Here is a 14,320-nt window from a genome sequence, read left to right as displayed (position 1 = left end):
TCGAGCAAGCTCGACTCTACCTGGGTTCCCGTCTGGTCGAGCAAGCTCGACGCTACGTCAGCTTGCGCAGCTTCAATGCCACCACGATCTGCAACGCCCCATACACCAGGCTGCCAATGCCGATCCACAGTGTGGTGACTGCCAGGCCTGTCACCGGATTGGCGGCCAGCAGTACGCCCAGCACCACGGCCAGCACGCCACTGAGTATCAGCAGCCACTCACCCTGGATCTGCTTGCGCACGCGAATGGCGAACACGATGCGGTACAGCCCGGCCACCAGCAGCCACACGGCCAGCAGCAGCACCAGTACGCTGGCCGTGGCCAGCGGATTGATGATTGCCAGTACGCCAAAACCAAGCGACGCCAGCGCATACAGCAGCAGCCAGCCGCGCGGTGCGCCACTGCCGCCGGTAATCAGCGCCAGTAGACTGATCACCCCTTCGGCAATGGCCATCACGCCCAGCACCCAGGCCAGGGCGGTGGCCGCCGACAGCGGCCAGCCCACCGCAGTGATGCCGAACCCCAGCGCAACCACGCCGTACAGCAGCAGGATCGGCCAGCTGCGGCCAATGGCCGACACCAGCGACGGGCGGGACGAGTCCGGAGACAGCATGACCACTCCTTCGATCAGGATCCAACCTGCATCGTAGCGCCAGCGGCGATGACGACACCGTCATGGCACCCGCGCACAGACCCGCTAGGTAGAGTCGACCGTTGGTCGACCTCCCGAAAAACCCCTCGCTGCGGGCGATAGTCGACTGACAGTCGACTCTACCGGCATGCATCACTGTGGGCACGGTCACGGTACCCGCGCGCAGACCCAGGCGCGTACTTCGCCCACGCCCACCAGCTTCAGCGTCTCGGCAATCTCAAGCAGCGTGCTGCCGGTAGTCATCACGTCATCCACCAGCGTCACCCCCGCCGGCACCGGCCCGCGCACGTCGAAGGCATCGAACAGGTTGTCCCTGCGCTGTTCGGCGCTGCGCTCTGACTGCGGCGCGGTATGACGACGGCGGTACAGCCCGCGCCATACCGGCTGCTGCAGCAGACGGCACAGCTCCCCGGCCTGGTTGTAGCCGCGCTGGCGCAGGCGGCGGCGATGCAGCGGCACCGGTGCCAGCGGCGGACAGGTCCACGCCGGGGGATGGCGCAGCATCAGCTGGGCCAGCAGTCGCCCGGCCGCCAGGTCGTGGTGGAACTTGAAGCGCAGCAGCAACTGGTCCACCGGCGGCAGGTACAACAGGCTGGCGTGCGTGGCCGCCTGCGGCGGTGGTTCGTCGCGACAGGTACCGCACACCGGCAGCGCGGCATCGGGCAGCGGCAGCGCGCAGCGGTGGCAGGCACGGCCTGACCAGGAAATATCGGCCAGGCAGGCAGCGCATAGATCCAGGCCATCGTGGCCGGCCTCGCCGCAGATCAGGCAGCGCAGGGGCAGCAGCAGCTGCAGCGACTGCCTCGCAACGCGGGTAATGACGTTCTGGAATCGCCGTACGTGCATACGGTTGAACATGCAGGCAGCGCCGTCAGGGCGCTATCAGTCGCTGCGGCTCCGTGCGGTAAGGATTCACCGGCACTTCGCCCGCAGGCCGACACGTGCACTGCACATGCGGCGGACTAGCCTGAACGCCATCGTGCAACGTACGCAATGACATGTCGGCATCACCACAGAAGCAGGGCACACCCCTCCATTGGCTTCCCGCCCAATGGAGCGTACTGCCGCGCGATTTCTATCGACGCCATCCCACCCTGGTTGCACCGCAGCTGTTGAACAAGCTGCTCGTGCGTGATGACGGGCGCGCCGCGCGCATCGTGGAAGTAGAGGCGTATGCCGGCAGCGAAGATCCCGCCGCCCACTCGTATCGCGGGCAGACCGCACGCAATGCCACGATGTTCGGCGAGGCCGGTCATCTCTATGTGTACTTCACCTACGGCATGCACTGGGGCAGCAACGCGGTGTGTGGGGAAGTCGGCGAAGGCGTCGGCGTGCTGCTGAGGGCGGCCGAACCCGTGGCCGGCGTGGGGGCCATGCAGGCGGCGCGGCCTGCTGCCAGGCGCGAGCGCGATCTTGCCAGCGGGCCCGGCAAGCTCTCCCAGGCCTTCGGGATTACCCGCGCTCTGGATGGCGCGGACCTGGTCGGCGCCGACCGCGGCATCGTCATCGCCTCCGACGGCACGCCGCCGCCGGCGTCGCCCGTGGTGGGACCGCGCATCGGCATCAGCCGCGCCGTGGACTTCCCGTGGCGCTGGCATGTTCCCGACCACCCCCACGTGTCGGTGAAGCCGCGACGCAGCTGACGCTGCGCTGCCCGTTTGGCGGGTCGCTAGACCCCCAGCAACGGCGGCATCACCTCCACCAGCCAGTCAATGAACACCCGCAGCCGCGGGTTCACATGGCGGTTATCGGGGTACACCACATGGAAGGGGTAGGCCGCCGGCCGCCACGGCTGCAGCACCTCCACCAGCGCCTTGCTTTGCAACGCGGCGGCTGCGGCATAACCGAAGGTCTGCACCAGGCCCAGGCCTGCCACTGCGGCGGCCAGATGGCCATTGCTCTCGTTGATGCCCAGGCGGTGCTCGGCCTTGATCTCGAAGGCACCGTCGGGGCCACGGAACCGGAACGGCACGGCGCGCCCGTTCGACGGCAGCAGATAGCTGATCAAGCGGTGGCCATTACGCAGTTCTTCCGGATAGGCCGGCACCCCATGCGCCTTCAGATAGGCCGGGCTGGCGCAAGTGATCAGGCGCGCATCGCCCAGGTGACGTGCGACCAGCGACGAGTCATCCAGCGCGCCGCCGCGGATCACGCAGTCCACGTTCTCGCCGATCAGGTTCACCGTGCGGTCGGACACGCCCAGCTCGATGCGGATGTCCGGGTAGCGCGCCATGAACGCCGGTAGCAGCGGAATCAGCACGTCACGCGCGGTGGAACCGCCGATGTCCACGCGCAGCAGGCCGCGCGGCGTCCCGCGTGCCGCACTGAACGAGGCATCGACATCCTGCAGGTCGCGCAGCAGGCGGCCGGCCTTCTCGTAGTACGTCTGGCCTTCGGCGGTCACCGCCACCCGGCGCGTGGTCCGCTGCAGCAGCCGCACGCCCAGGTGCGCCTCCAGCTCGCGCACCAGCTTGCTCAGTGAGGTGGTGGGCATGTCCAGTGAATCGGCGGCGCGGGTGAAGCTGCCGGTCTCGACCACGCGGGCGAAGGCATGGATGGCGTTGAGCTGATTCATATGGCTGATTATGCATCCACATGCACAGTCATTTTCATTGCGCATGATTTATCGCCCAACCTTGGCCGCCCATCATTCTCCCACCCGCTGCCACCCCCCTCCCCGGCAGCCCTTACAGGAGAACACCATGAGCACTGATTTCAACGGCAAGATCGCCCTGGTCACCGGCGGCACCACTGGCATCGGCCTGGCCACCGCCCAGCACCTGGCCCGCCTGGGCGCCACGGTCTACAGCACCGGCCGCCGCCAGCCGGAGCTGGATGCGGCCGTGGCCAGCATCGGCGCGCAGGCCACCGGCATCCGTGCCGACGCCTCGCAGCCGAGCGACCTGGACGCGGTCTACGCGCAGATTGCCCGCCAGGCCGGCCGCCTGGACATCCTGTTCGCCAATGCCGGCGGCGGTGACATGCTGCCGCTGGGGGCAATCACCGAAGAACATTTCGACCGCATCTTCGCCACCAACGTGCGCGGCGTGCTGTTCACTGTGCAGAAGGCGCTGCCGCTGCTGGTCGATGGCGCTTCGGTCATCCTCACCGGCTCGACGGTCTCGATCCAGGGCACCGCCAACTTCAGCGTGTACAGCGCCAGCAAGGCCGCCGTGCGCAACTTCGCCCGCTCGTGGGCGCTGGACCTGAAGGAGCGCCGCATCCGGGTGAACGTGGTCAGCCCCGGCCCGATCCGCACCCCCGGCCTGGGCGACCTGGTGCCTGACGAAGCCCGCCAGGGTCTGTTCGATCACCTCGCCGCGCAGGTGCCGCTGGCACGCCTGGGCGAGCCGCAGGAGGTGGCCAATGCCGTGGCCTTCCTGTCTTCGGACGAGGCCAGCTTCATCAACGGTGTCGAGCTGTTCGTCGACGGTGGCATGGCCCAGGTGTAAGCGGGCAATCTACTGCACGCGCCATACCCAGGTATGGCGCCGCTGCCCGCATGGATGCACGCCACCATGCCAACAGGTGGCTGCCCTGCGCGCAGCGACAACCGATAGTGGTCACACACCCCACCACTGCGGCGCCCGCACATGTCCGACATCATCACCAGCGACAAGCAGCTGTCTTCCTCGGCCTACAGCGCCATCATCAACCTGCCGATCGAACAGGTGGACATCGCCGAGTGGCTGTTCAACCTGCCCGAAGCGGAGTACCAGCGCTGCTGCCCGCCGGACCATATTTCCGCTGGCAGCACCACCACCGACGATGGCACGCGCATGTCCATCAACGTGGAAATGATCGGCAAGACGCTGATGGTGCAGCACTACGTGGCCGAAGTGGCCACGCCCAGCCTGTGCCGCATGGTGTCCACGTCCGATGCCTTCACCCCGAACGGGTGCACCCGCGTACAGGTGATCTGGACACTGAGCGTGAAGAAGATCGACGAAAACACCTGCGAGTACACCAACAGCGTGGTCGCCCACCCCACCCAGGAGTTCCTGGATTTCATCGCCGAGCATGGCACCCCGTTCGAAGAAGCGGCCGAAGCACGCCAGCGCGACGGCGGCAATCACAATGGCCGCGAAACCCCGCTGTTCGCCGCCAGCATCGAGCGCCGCGCACGCGCCCGCCAGCAGGCAAAGGCGGCCTGACCCCACCGCGCTGCACGCCGGGGCTGTAGTGGCTTACAGCCCCAGGCGGTGCAGCAGGTGGGTCAGCTCAAGCTGATTGCAGCCGCGGTCGGGCAGCACGCCGCGTGCATCGGGCCGTCCGGTCTCAAAGCCCTCTTCCACGTCTTCGTAGTACAGCCAGCCCGCAGGTGTATGGGCCACCACCCACACCTGCTCCACGGCACCCTGGCGATGCACGGGCACGTGATGGAAGGGCACGCGCAGCCTGGCGAAAGCCGCCTGCTGGGCGGGCGTGCAGCGGCCCAGCTGTTCGGCCACCAACGCCTCCAGTTCAGAGAAAGTGATGGGCTGCCATTCGTACATGTCAGGCTCAGTCCTTGTCCGGCACTTCGGCCATCGCCCTGGCCGCCGTGCGCAGGTTCTCGTTGCTGGCCTGGAACACCTGCACCAAGCGGTCGCAGTCGTCCTTGTCAGCGCCGCAGCGCACCTGCATGTCGACACGGACTTCGCCCTGCTGCTCGCGCAGTTGCCGGCGGATGATGGACGGGTGCCAGCCATTGCCCGGCAGGGTGACCGACCAGAACACCTGGCCCTGCAGGTCGTGCAGCACCACCCAGTCGTTGTCCTGGCGCTCGCGCACCTGCGGCAGCGAACGCAGGGCAATCAAGGCCGCGTCGGGCGTGGCGTAGGGAATGTCGGTGGTCGCCGCTTGCTGCGCCCCGCCCTGCAGCGGAAGCAGGCAGGCCAGCGCGCTTGCCACCGCAGTGGCACATCTGGAAACACGAGCGTATCGGCGTGCCTGCATGTAGGCGTGGCTCCTGTCAGTCGCAGTCCTGGTAGCCGCCCAGTTCGCCGCAGTGCCGGCAGCGGAACAGGTAGGCCGTGGGTGATCCGTCCTTGTCCAGCGCCGCCAGGAAGTGCTGCCACTGCGGGCCATCGTCCAATCCGGTGCTGTCCTGGATCGCGGCGAGCGCGGCCGGGCCCTGCGCTTCCAGCTCGGCGCGACCGGCGCGGCCGTTGAACTGCGCGGCATCGCCGCAGTGTGTCCACCATTGCTCCTGCTGCCAGCCATTGAAGCCCGGCGTGCGCTGCGCCACTTCATCGATGATCGTCTCGTCCACCGCGTCCCATTCACCGCCACCGCCCACGCCTTCTTCATCGGTGAAGGTGGCGCCAAGCTGCGCATGCGCCGAACCATCGGCAATGCACCAGGGGCAGATCGTCTGCTCGTACTCGTCTTCGGCGTAGACCGGCCCGGCATAGACGTAGCCACGCACCTGCCCGCAGCAGACGCACGCGGTATCGGCGGCGATCACGCTGCCGGTGGCCAGCGGGTCGGGGTGGTAGGCGAAGTGCGGCAGTTCCATGGCAGGTCCGTTGCTGGGCGGCCCAGTGTAGCGGCGCGGTCGTGCCTGCGGCCGCTACGGGCCGGCAAGCGGCGCATCGCGTTCGGCAGCACTTTCCTCGGCAGGCAGGCAACCGTTGATGGCCAGCAAGCGAACCAGCACGTAATGGCCGAATGCCTGCAGTTCCTCGTTCGACAGCGCCGACGGATCGAGCTGCCCCGCCGGGTAGTCCTTGAAGGTCACCAGCACGTGGTGCTTCCAGTGCCCAGGCGGATCGGTCTGGCGCAGATCATCCAGCACCACGCGCAGGCCGCCGTCCGGCAGCTCGGCCAGACTGCACAGCACCGCATCGCGGCGGATCGGGTAGGTCTGGGAACTGTCCATGGCAGATGCTCGCGACTCCCTATGCAGCCATGAACTTACACCGCGGCGGCGGCTTGCTGCATCCCTAACTGTAAACCCACAGATAAAACCGAAAGTTGACAGCCTTCACCGACCCACCCACACTGCCGCCCTCGTTCCACCCCTTCCAAGGTCCCGCCATGGCCTACGCCATCCGCCACGACTGGCAGCACGACGAACTGCAGGCGCTGTTCGACCTGCCCCTGCCGGAACTGCTGTTCCGCGCCGCCAGGGTGCATCGCGCGCATTTCGATCCGGCACAGGTGCAGGTGTCCACCCTGCTGTCGGTGAAGACCGGCGGCTGCCCGGAAGACTGCGCGTACTGCCCGCAGGCACAGCGCTACAACACCGGCGTGAACGCGCAGAAGCTGATGGACACCGAGGCGGTGCTGGCCAAGGCGCGCCAGGCCAGGGCGGCCGGTGCATCGCGCTTCTGCATGGGCGCGGCATGGCGTTCACCGAAGGAACGCGACATTCCGAAGGTGGCCGCGATGATTGCCGGGGTGAAGGCGCTCGGGCTGGAAACCTGCGCCACCCTGGGCATGCTCAGCGGCGACCAGGCACGTGCCCTGAAGGATGCCGGCCTGGACTACTACAACCACAATCTGGACACCGCGCCGGATTACTACGATTCGATCATCCACACCCGCCAGTACCAGGACCGCCTGGATACCCTGGGCCACGTGCGCGATGCGGGACTGAAAACCTGCTGTGGCGGCATCGTCGGCATGGGCGAAACGCGCGCACAGCGCATCGGCCTGCTGCTGGCGCTGGCCACCTTGCCGGCCCACCCCGATTCGGTACCGATCAACCAGCTGGTGCAGGTGGCCGGTACACCGCTGCACGGCAGCGCCGAACTGGACCCATTCGAGTTCGTGCGCATGATTGCCGTGGCCCGCATCGTCATGCCGCGTTCGATGGTGCGGCTGTCGGCCGGCCGCGAAGCCATGAGCGATGAACTGCAGGCGCTGTGCTTCCTGGCTGGCGCCAACTCGATCTTCTACGGGGAAAAACTGCTGACTACCGGCAACCCGGAAAGCGAACGCGACCTGGCCCTGTTCGCGCGCCTGGGCCTGCAGCCGATGCCGGTGCAGGTGGACGCCGCGGGCCACGACCACGGCGGCACCGTGCACGCCGATATCGCCACCTGTCCCGCTGCCGGCGCCGCGTGATGCGGGGCACAAGCGGCCGCCGCGGCAACGCGCTACCCTAGCCGCCCCGTCGTCGCCCGTAGCCACCATGGCCCGCCCCGACCTGTCCGCCCGCCTTCAAGCCCAGCGCGCGTTGCGCGATGCCCAAGGCCGTCGCCGCCCCCGGCGCACGGTGTCGCGCCGCGATGGCGTGCGCCTGGAAGTTGACGGGCGCTGGCTGACCGGCTTCTGCAGCAACGATTACCTGGGCCTGGCCCAGCAGTTCAGCGTGGTCAACGCCCTGCAGGACGCCGCCGCGCGCGAAGGCGCCGGTGCCGGTGCCTCGCACCTGGTCTGCGGCCACCACGCGCTGCACGACGCACTGGAACGCGAAGTGGCCGACTGGCTGGGTTACCCGCGCGCCCTGCTGTTCGGCAGTGGCTTCGCCGCCAACCTGGCCGTGCAGCAGGCGCTGCTGAGCGAAGAGAACGATGTCTGCGTGCAGGACAAGTTGAACCACGCCAGCCTGCTCGATGCCACCCGGCTGGCCGGCGCGCGCCTGCGCCGCTACCCGCACCTGGACCCGGAAGGCGCCATGCGCCAGCTCAAGCACGCGCCCGATGGCGCGGCCATGCTGGCCACCGACGGTGTCTTCAGCATGGACGGCGATATCGCGCCGCTGCGTGCGCTGTCCCTGGTGGCGCGCCTGCAGCAGGCGCTGTTCTACGTGGACGATGCGCACGGCGTGGGCGTGCTGGGCGACGGTCGTGGTGCCGTGGCCAGCGCCGGGCTGGGCGTGGACGATGTGCCGCTGCAGCTGGTCACCCTGGGCAAAGCGCTGGGCGGTGCCGGCGCGTTGGTGCTGGGCCGCGACGACCTGATTGAACACCTGGCCGAAACCGCGGGCCCCTACATCTACACCACCGCGCTGCCGCCGGCCCTGGCCGCCGCCGCGCTGGAAGCGGTGCGCCTGGCCCGCCGCGACCACTGGCGGCGTGAGCGCCTGACCGATCTGATTGCCCTGTTCCGCGGCGAAGCCCGCCGCCATGGGCTGGATGTAATGGCCTCGGAAACGCCGATCCAGCCGCTGCTGTGCGGCGACGACCACACTGCCGTGGCGATGTCGCAGGCACTGGAACAGGCCGGCTGGCTGGTCGGCGCCATCCGCCCGCCCACCGTGCCCGAAGGCAAGGCGCGGCTGCGCGTCACCCTGTCGGCGCTGCATACGCCCGAACAGGTGCGCGGTCTGGTGGACGCCATTGCCAGCGCGCGCGACCAGGTCGGCCGCGCCGCCCTCGCCCCCGATCCGCTGCCGCCGTCGCTGCCGTTCGACCGCGCCATCGCCTGAAACACGCAGGGCCCCGCATGCATATCGATGTCACCGGCCGCGGGCCGGACCTGGTGCTGATCCATGGCTGGGCCCTGCAGGGCGGCGTGTTCGCGCCGCTGGTGGAACGCCTGGCCCAGCACTTCACCCTGCACGTGGTGGACCTGCCCGGCCACGGCCACAGCCGCGACGACAGCACGCCGCTGCGCCTGCCCTACGTGGTGAACGCGATTGCCGCGGCCACCCCGCCGGCGGTGTGGTGCGGCTGGTCACTGGGCGGGCTGTTCGCCCTGCATGCCGCAGCGACTCTGCCCAAGGTGCGCGGGCTGGCGATGATCGCGGCCACTCCGCGTTTCGTACGCGGCGATGACTGGCCGCATGCGGTGGAACCGGCGGTGTTCGAACAGTTCGGGCGCGACCTGGCGACCGATTTCGCCGGCACCCTGGAACGCTTCCTGGCCCTGGACGTGATGGGCTCGGCGCACGCCCGCGAGGAACTGCGCACCCTGCGCCAGCGCCTGGTGGAACGTGGCGCGCCAACTGAGCGCACCCTGCTGGAAGGCCTGCGCCTGCTGGAAAGCACCGACCTGCGCGGCGCCCTGCCGGCGCTGGGAAAACCCAGCCTGTGGATCGCCGGCCAGCGCGACCGCCTGGTGTCACCGGCTGCCATGCAGGCCGCCGCGGCACTCGCGCCGAACGCGCAGGCACTGACCATCGCCCACGGCGGCCATGCGCCGTTCCTCGGCCATGCCGATCAGGTGGCCGCCGCCCTGCAACACTTCGTTGCCGGCCTGTCACCGGCCGATGGCGGACAATGAGCGCCTTCCGAACGATGCAGGGCTGACGTATGGATCTGGGTATTTCCGGCCGCTGGGCACTGGTGTGTGGCGCAAGCAAGGGGCTGGGCCTGGGCTGCGCGCGTGCGCTGGTGGCCGAGGGCGTGAACGTGGTGATCGTGGCCCGTGGCGAAGCCTCCCTGCAGACCGCCGCCGACGCACTGCGCGCCCTGCCCGGTGCGGGCGAAGTGCGCGCGGTGGCCGCCGATGTGACCACCGACGCCGGCCGTGCCCAGGCGCTGGCCGCCTGCCCGCAGGTGGACATCCTGGTGACCAACGCCGGTGGCCCGCCGCCCGGCGATTTCCGCACGTTTGAACGCGACGACTGGATCGCCGCGCTGGACGCCAACATGCTCGCGCCGATCGCGCTGATCCGCGCCACGGTGGACGCGATGATCGCGCGCGGCTTCGGCCGCATCGTCAACATCACCTCTTCATCGGTGAAGGCGCCGATCGACACCCTGGCGTTGTCCAACGGCGCGCGCAGCGGCCTGACCGGCTTCGTCGCCGGCCTGGCCCGGCGCACGGTCGGCCACAACGTCACCCTCAACAACCTGCTGCCCGGCCAGTTCGACACCGACCGCCTGCGCGCCAACTTCGCCCATGCAGCGGGCCAGGACGGCGACGCGCAGGCCGTGGCAGAGCGCCGCCGCCAGCAGATCCCCGCCGGCCGCTTCGGCACGGCGGACGAATTCGGCGCCGCCTGCGCCTTCCTGTGCAGCGCACAGGCCGGTTACCTCACCGGGCAGAACCTGCTGATCGACGGCGGCGCCTACCCCGGTACGTTCTAAGAGACTTCCGCAATGCCGTCCCACTTCGATGCCCGCCACGTCCGCCGCGCCTTCGGCCGCGCCGCCAGCAGTTACGATGCCGCCGCTGCCCTGCAGCGCGAAGTGCAGTCGCGGCTGATCGAATCGCTGGATTACCTGGAAGCACGCACGCCCGCGGTGGTGCTGGACATTGGTTCGGGCACCGGCCACGCCAGCGCGCTGATGAAGAAGCGCTGGCCGAAGGCGCAGGTGATCGCGCTGGACGTGGCCCTGCCGATGCTGGGCCAGGCCAAGCGCCAGGCCGGCTGGTGGAAGCCATTCCAGCGCCTGTGCGGTGATGCCGCCGCGCTGCCGCTGGCCGACAACAGCGTCGATGTGATCTTCAGTAACCTGTGCCTGCAGTGGCTGGACGACCTGCCGGCGGTGTTTGCCGGTTTCCGCCGCGTGCTCAAGCCGGGCGGCCTGTTGCTGTGCTCCACCTTCGGCCCGGAAACGCTGATCGAGCTCAACGAAGCGTTCGCCGCCGCCGATGACCGCCCGCACGTCAGTCGCTTCGCGCAGATCGCCCAGTTCGGCGATGCACTGATGATGGCCGGCTTCCGCGACCCGGTGCTGGACCGCGATCTGTTCACCCTGACCTACGACGACCTGCCCGCGCTGATGCGCGAGCTGCGCGCGATGGGCGCCACCAACGCCCGCGTGGACCGTCGCCACACCCTGACCGGGCGCGGCCGCTTCGCCGCCGCCGCTGCGGCCTACGAACCCCTGCGCCGCGACGATGGCAAGCTGCCCAGCAGCTGGGAAGTGATCTACGCCCACGCCTGGGCACCGGACCCCGGCGCACCGATCCGCGAAGGCGGCCACGACATCGCCTCGGTACCGGTTTCGGCCATCCCGATCCGCCGCAAGCAGCCCTGATCCAAAGGCGCCGTCAGGTATTGCCCGGCGAACTCAACGGCGGGCGCACCAGGTCGCGGTGGAAGAAGTAGATCTCCTGCAGCAGGAAACGCCAGCTGGTATGGAAGCTGCGGAAGCGCGTACTGGGCGTGGACGAGGCCAGTGCTTCAATCCCCATCGCCTGGCTCAGGCGCAGCGCGCGGGCCATGTGCAGCGGGTCGCTGACAATGATGACCCGCTGCAGGTGCCGCTGCTCCATCAGGCGCTTGGCTTCCACCAGGTTCTGCACGGTATTGCGCGAGGCGGTTTCAATCAGGATCGCGTCATCGGGCACGCCATGCTTCAGTGCATAACGGCGCGCCACCTGTGATTCTGAAAAGCGCGCGCCGCTGCCACCATAGCCACCAGTGAAGATCAGCAACGGCGCATAGCCCGCCTGGTACAGATCCAGCCCATGGCGGATGCGCTCTTCGAACACCGGCGACGGCTTGGCGTCGTAGGCGGCCGCGCCCAGCACGATGATCGCATCCGCCTTGGCCGCCTGGTCGCGCTCGCCCACCCAGACGATCCACGCCGTCACGCCCAGCAACCACACCACCACCAGCACGAACAGCCGCCACAGCCAGCCCAGCAGGCCGGTGCGGACACGGTGCCGGCCGCGGCTCACGCCGCCTCCCAGCGCAGTGCCGGCAGGTCCACGTTGCCACCGGACAGCACCAGGCCCACGCGCAGGCCGGCAAACCGCTGCGGCTGCGCCAGCACCGCGGCGAGCACCGTAGCCGAAGACGGTTCGACCACCTGCTTCAGCACCTCCCACAGCAGGCGCATGGCGGCCAGCGTGGCGGCATCATCCACCACGATCACCTCGGCGCCGGCGGCCTGCAGCAGGGCGAAGTTGGGCACCCCGACCAGGGTGCGCAGGCCGTCGCAGAACGTGTCCGGGGTGAACGGCCCCTGGCGGGTGCCGGCGGCAAGCGAGCGCGCGGTGTCGTCGGCCCCGGCCGGTTCGGCCAGCACCAGGCGGGTGTGCGGGCTGGCGTGCTGCAGGGCCAGCGCGGTGCCGCAGGCCAGGCCACCGCCGCCCACCGGCACCACCAGCACATCGAAGGGGCCATCGCTGTGCAGCAGTTCCAGCGCCGCGGTGCCCTGCCCGGCCATCACGGCTGGGTCGGCATACGGGTGCACCAGGGTCGCGCCGGTATCGGCCTGCACCTGCGCGCAGGTGGCCTCGCGATCGGCAATGGTGGGCGGGCAGCGCCACAGCGTGGCACCGTGGCGGGCGATGTTGGCCAGTTTGGCCGCCACCGCGCCCTCGGGCACCACCACGTGGCAGGGAATGCCGCGGGTACGCGCCGCCAGCGCCAGCGCGGCACCGTGGTTGCCCGACGAATGGGTCACCACGCCCGCCGCCGCCCGGTCTTCCGGCAGCGACCACACCGCATTGCATGCCCCACGGAACTTGAAGGCACCGCCGCGCTGCAGGTGCTCGGCCTTGAACGCCAACGACGCCCCGGCCAGCGCATCCAGCGCGTGCGAACGCAGCACCGGGGTCACATGGGCATGGGGCGCGATGCGCGCTGCGGCGGCCAGTACATCGGCGGGGGTCGGCAACAGTGAATCGCTCATGACGCAAGGTTAACGTAAGCCCCCGCGCTGGCGGCGATGCCGGCTGCCGTGCCAGCATGCTGCCCTTCACCGCCATTCATTCTGGCCGGCGGGATTAAGGGGCGATTCAACGCTCGCGCCCGAAGCTGGCACTACACCCGTCCTTGGGGGGACTCCACATGAAACTGCGCCTGTTGCTTGCCGGTGGCCTGATGTTGGCCCTGACCGGCTGCGCTACCTACGATTACGTTGGCGGTGGCCGCGGTGGCGGCTACTACCACGGTGCGCCCTCGACGGAGTACCGCTACCCCTACGGCTATCCCTACGATTCGGGCTACCCGTACTACGGCGGCTACGGCGGCTATGGCTATTACGGCTATGGCAACCCGTACTACTCGCGGCCGATCTACCGCCCGCCGCACAACCATCGCCCGCCGCCGCGCCCGGGCAATGGCGGCGAGAACCGTCCGCCGCAGCCGCCGCGCCAGAACAACGGCGGCTCGCCCTGGCGCAACCTGGATTCGATGCAGCGCCCGCCGCAGGCCGTGCAGCGCCCGGCGCCGGCAGCCCGCCCGGCGCGTCCGGCCGGTCCGCCGCCGCGTCCGGCGGCGCCCAGGATGAACGGTTCCCCGTGGCGCAATCTCGATCGTGGGACGCAGCGCACAGTTGAGCCCTGAACCATCTTGCATTTCCCCCGGTTCAAGCCTCACTCTACGCAGGTGGTGACGGCCCGCGTCACAATGTGACAAAAACGTTAGGGCCGTGACCAAACGCTCTACGTCGATATCCGACAGGAACATCTGGATCCCCCCTGTTCCGGCCCTGTCGGATGTCGGCACCTCTGCAAGACAAACGGCCCCGCACTGCGGGGCCGTTCGTTTTTGATGCTGCCGGTAGATCCACGCCATGGGTGGATAGCGCCACCTTCGGCCGGAAAAAAACGGGGCCGGCAGTCCCCCGACCACCGGCCCCCTGCTTCCCCACCGTGCGCCTGTACCGGCCCCTGTTCCAATCCGGTCACCAACGCCATGAGCGCCAGCCACGATGGGTGCTATCGGGTTATCTGCAACTTTCCTGCCAACTTTAGGGTTGATTTCACCCGAGCGTGCAGGAGCCCCCCGTCCCCTCCCGCCGAATGGCGCTAAAATCGCCACCCTGGCCGCCTTCGGCGCGCCCGCCCGGGGGGGGGGCGTGCCCCGGGGGCGGCCGGCGGGGCATGGGT

General features: G+C 69.0%; 18 protein-coding genes. 9 read left to right on the top strand and 9 right to left on the bottom strand.

Features of this window, described 5'->3' with window-relative positions; all coding sequences use genetic code 11:
- Positions 1–52: 52 nt before the first annotated feature.
- A complete protein-coding gene (locus IAE58_RS10075; protein ID WP_199933352.1) occupies positions 53–613 on the bottom strand; it encodes a DUF308 domain-containing protein in 561 nt (186 codons plus the stop codon).
- A gap of 186 nt (positions 614–799) precedes the next feature.
- Positions 800–1,498 carry a ComF family protein gene (locus tag IAE58_RS10070; protein ID WP_199933368.1) on the bottom strand — a complete coding sequence of 233 codons (699 nt, stop codon included), beginning with the start codon at positions 1,496–1,498 and terminating at the stop codon, positions 800–802.
- 152 nt (positions 1,499–1,650) lie between these two features.
- Here IAE58_RS10070 and IAE58_RS10065 point away from each other — a divergent pair, with 152 nt between their 5' ends.
- Positions 1,651–2,295, top strand: a complete 645-nt coding sequence (locus IAE58_RS10065; protein WP_199933351.1) for a DNA-3-methyladenine glycosylase — start codon at positions 1,651–1,653, stop codon at positions 2,293–2,295.
- Between the two features lie 26 nt (positions 2,296–2,321).
- Here the strand turns inward: IAE58_RS10065 and IAE58_RS10060 are convergent, their stop codons facing one another.
- Positions 2,322–3,227: a LysR family transcriptional regulator gene (locus IAE58_RS10060; RefSeq protein WP_199933350.1), complete on the bottom strand. Its 906-nt coding sequence runs from the start codon at positions 3,225–3,227 to the stop codon at positions 2,322–2,324.
- A 127-nt stretch (positions 3,228–3,354) separates the two neighbouring features.
- On the opposite strand from IAE58_RS10060, the gene IAE58_RS10055 reads away from it, so the two are divergent.
- The gene (locus IAE58_RS10055; protein WP_199933349.1) at positions 3,355–4,104 is read left to right on the top strand and encodes an SDR family oxidoreductase; all 750 of its coding nucleotides are present in this window, start codon (positions 3,355–3,357) and stop codon (positions 4,102–4,104) included.
- Between the two features lie 141 nt (positions 4,105–4,245).
- Positions 4,246–4,806 carry a hypothetical protein gene (locus tag IAE58_RS10050; RefSeq protein WP_199933348.1) on the top strand — a complete coding sequence of 187 codons (561 nt, stop codon included), beginning with the start codon at positions 4,246–4,248 and terminating at the stop codon, positions 4,804–4,806.
- 33 nt (positions 4,807–4,839) lie between these two features.
- Here the strand turns inward: IAE58_RS10050 and IAE58_RS10045 are convergent, their stop codons facing one another.
- The 4 genes from IAE58_RS10045 to IAE58_RS10030 form a co-directional block, all read right to left on the bottom strand.
- Positions 4,840–5,148, bottom strand: a complete 309-nt coding sequence (locus IAE58_RS10045) for a hypothetical protein (protein WP_199933347.1) — start codon at positions 5,146–5,148, stop codon at positions 4,840–4,842.
- Positions 5,149–5,155: 7 nt separating this feature from the next.
- Positions 5,156–5,545 (bottom strand): hypothetical protein, encoded by a 390-nt coding sequence (locus IAE58_RS10040; protein ID WP_199933346.1) that lies wholly within the window; start codon positions 5,543–5,545, stop codon positions 5,156–5,158.
- A gap of 61 nt (positions 5,546–5,606) precedes the next feature.
- Positions 5,607–6,152 carry a CbrC family protein gene (locus tag IAE58_RS10035; RefSeq protein WP_199933345.1) on the bottom strand — a complete coding sequence of 182 codons (546 nt, stop codon included), beginning with the start codon at positions 6,150–6,152 and terminating at the stop codon, positions 5,607–5,609.
- A 54-nt stretch (positions 6,153–6,206) separates the two neighbouring features.
- Positions 6,207–6,515, bottom strand: coding sequence for a hypothetical protein (locus IAE58_RS10030; protein ID WP_108754496.1), 309 nt, complete (start codon positions 6,513–6,515; stop codon positions 6,207–6,209).
- Positions 6,516–6,673: 158 nt separating this feature from the next.
- On the opposite strand from IAE58_RS10030, the gene bioB reads away from it, so the two are divergent.
- The 5 genes from bioB (at position 6,674) to bioC (ending at position 11,514) form a co-directional block, all read left to right on the top strand.
- The gene (gene bioB, locus IAE58_RS10025; protein WP_199933344.1) at positions 6,674–7,705 is read left to right on the top strand and encodes a biotin synthase BioB; all 1,032 of its coding nucleotides are present in this window, start codon (positions 6,674–6,676) and stop codon (positions 7,703–7,705) included.
- Between the two features lie 67 nt (positions 7,706–7,772).
- Entirely contained in the window at positions 7,773–9,011 is a 1,239-nt protein-coding gene (gene bioF, locus IAE58_RS10020; protein WP_199933343.1) for an 8-amino-7-oxononanoate synthase, read from the top strand.
- Between the two features lie 17 nt (positions 9,012–9,028).
- Positions 9,029–9,808 (top strand): pimeloyl-ACP methyl ester esterase BioH, encoded by a 780-nt coding sequence (gene bioH, locus IAE58_RS10015; protein WP_199933342.1) that lies wholly within the window; start codon positions 9,029–9,031, stop codon positions 9,806–9,808.
- Between the two features lie 29 nt (positions 9,809–9,837).
- Positions 9,838–10,617, top strand: a complete 780-nt coding sequence (locus tag IAE58_RS10010) for an SDR family oxidoreductase (RefSeq protein WP_199933341.1) — start codon at positions 9,838–9,840, stop codon at positions 10,615–10,617.
- Between the two features lie 12 nt (positions 10,618–10,629).
- Positions 10,630–11,514 (top strand): malonyl-ACP O-methyltransferase BioC, encoded by an 885-nt coding sequence (bioC, locus tag IAE58_RS10005; protein ID WP_108754501.1) that lies wholly within the window; start codon positions 10,630–10,632, stop codon positions 11,512–11,514.
- 13 nt (positions 11,515–11,527) lie between these two features.
- Here the strand turns inward: bioC and IAE58_RS10000 are convergent, their stop codons facing one another.
- Together IAE58_RS10000 and IAE58_RS09995 are read right to left on the bottom strand one after the other, a co-directional pair.
- Positions 11,528–12,172 carry a YdcF family protein gene (locus IAE58_RS10000; RefSeq protein WP_199933367.1) on the bottom strand — a complete coding sequence of 215 codons (645 nt, stop codon included), beginning with the start codon at positions 12,170–12,172 and terminating at the stop codon, positions 11,528–11,530.
- A complete protein-coding gene (locus tag IAE58_RS09995; protein ID WP_199933340.1) occupies positions 12,157–13,119 on the bottom strand; it encodes a pyridoxal-phosphate dependent enzyme in 963 nt (320 codons plus the stop codon). The genes IAE58_RS10000 and IAE58_RS09995 overlap by 16 nt, the downstream gene beginning before the upstream one ends.
- 158 nt (positions 13,120–13,277) lie before the next feature.
- On the opposite strand from IAE58_RS09995, the gene IAE58_RS09990 reads away from it, so the two are divergent.
- On the top strand, positions 13,278–13,775 hold the full coding sequence (locus IAE58_RS09990; RefSeq protein WP_199933339.1) for a hypothetical protein: 498 nt from the start codon (positions 13,278–13,280) through the stop codon (positions 13,773–13,775).
- The last annotated feature ends 545 nt before the right edge of the window (positions 13,776–14,320 follow it).

This window comes from Stenotrophomonas sp. S49 (genome assembly GCF_016624905.1).
Taxonomy (GTDB): domain Bacteria; phylum Pseudomonadota; class Gammaproteobacteria; order Xanthomonadales; family Xanthomonadaceae; genus Stenotrophomonas.
This window is presented reverse-complemented; position numbering and strand designations above follow the sequence as displayed.

Bases quoted from the DNA above. Each gene is read 5' to 3' on its own strand.
- IAE58_RS10055 (WP_199933349.1), top strand. From the start codon at position 3,355: ATGAGCACTGATTTCAACGGCAAGATCGCCCTGGTCACCGGCGGCACC.
- IAE58_RS10030 (WP_108754496.1), bottom strand. From the start codon at position 6,515: ATGGACAGTTCCCAGACCTACCCGATCCGCCGCGATGCGGTGCTGTGC.
- IAE58_RS10010 (WP_199933341.1), top strand. From the start codon at position 9,838: ATGGATCTGGGTATTTCCGGCCGCTGGGCACTGGTGTGTGGCGCAAGC.
- bioB (WP_199933344.1), top strand. From the start codon at position 6,674: ATGGCCTACGCCATCCGCCACGACTGGCAGCACGACGAACTGCAGGCG.
- IAE58_RS09995 (WP_199933340.1), bottom strand. From the start codon at position 13,119: ATGAGCGATTCACTGTTGCCGACCCCCGCCGATGTACTGGCCGCCGCA.
- IAE58_RS10060 (WP_199933350.1), bottom strand. From the start codon at position 3,227: ATGAATCAGCTCAACGCCATCCATGCCTTCGCCCGCGTGGTCGAGACC.
- bioC (WP_108754501.1), top strand. From the start codon at position 10,630: ATGCCGTCCCACTTCGATGCCCGCCACGTCCGCCGCGCCTTCGGCCGC.
- bioF (WP_199933343.1), top strand. From the start codon at position 7,773: ATGGCCCGCCCCGACCTGTCCGCCCGCCTTCAAGCCCAGCGCGCGTTG.
- IAE58_RS10050 (WP_199933348.1), top strand. From the start codon at position 4,246: ATGTCCGACATCATCACCAGCGACAAGCAGCTGTCTTCCTCGGCCTAC.
- IAE58_RS10070 (WP_199933368.1), bottom strand. From the start codon at position 1,498: ATGCACGTACGGCGATTCCAGAACGTCATTACCCGCGTTGCGAGGCAG.
- bioH (WP_199933342.1), top strand. From the start codon at position 9,029: ATGCATATCGATGTCACCGGCCGCGGGCCGGACCTGGTGCTGATCCAT.
- IAE58_RS10075 (WP_199933352.1), bottom strand. From the start codon at position 613: ATGCTGTCTCCGGACTCGTCCCGCCCGTCGCTGGTGTCGGCCATTGGC.
- IAE58_RS09990 (WP_199933339.1), top strand. From the start codon at position 13,278: ATGAAACTGCGCCTGTTGCTTGCCGGTGGCCTGATGTTGGCCCTGACC.
- IAE58_RS10045 (WP_199933347.1), bottom strand. From the start codon at position 5,148: ATGTACGAATGGCAGCCCATCACTTTCTCTGAACTGGAGGCGTTGGTG.
- IAE58_RS10065 (WP_199933351.1), top strand. From the start codon at position 1,651: ATGTCGGCATCACCACAGAAGCAGGGCACACCCCTCCATTGGCTTCCC.
- IAE58_RS10035 (WP_199933345.1), bottom strand. From the start codon at position 6,152: ATGGAACTGCCGCACTTCGCCTACCACCCCGACCCGCTGGCCACCGGC.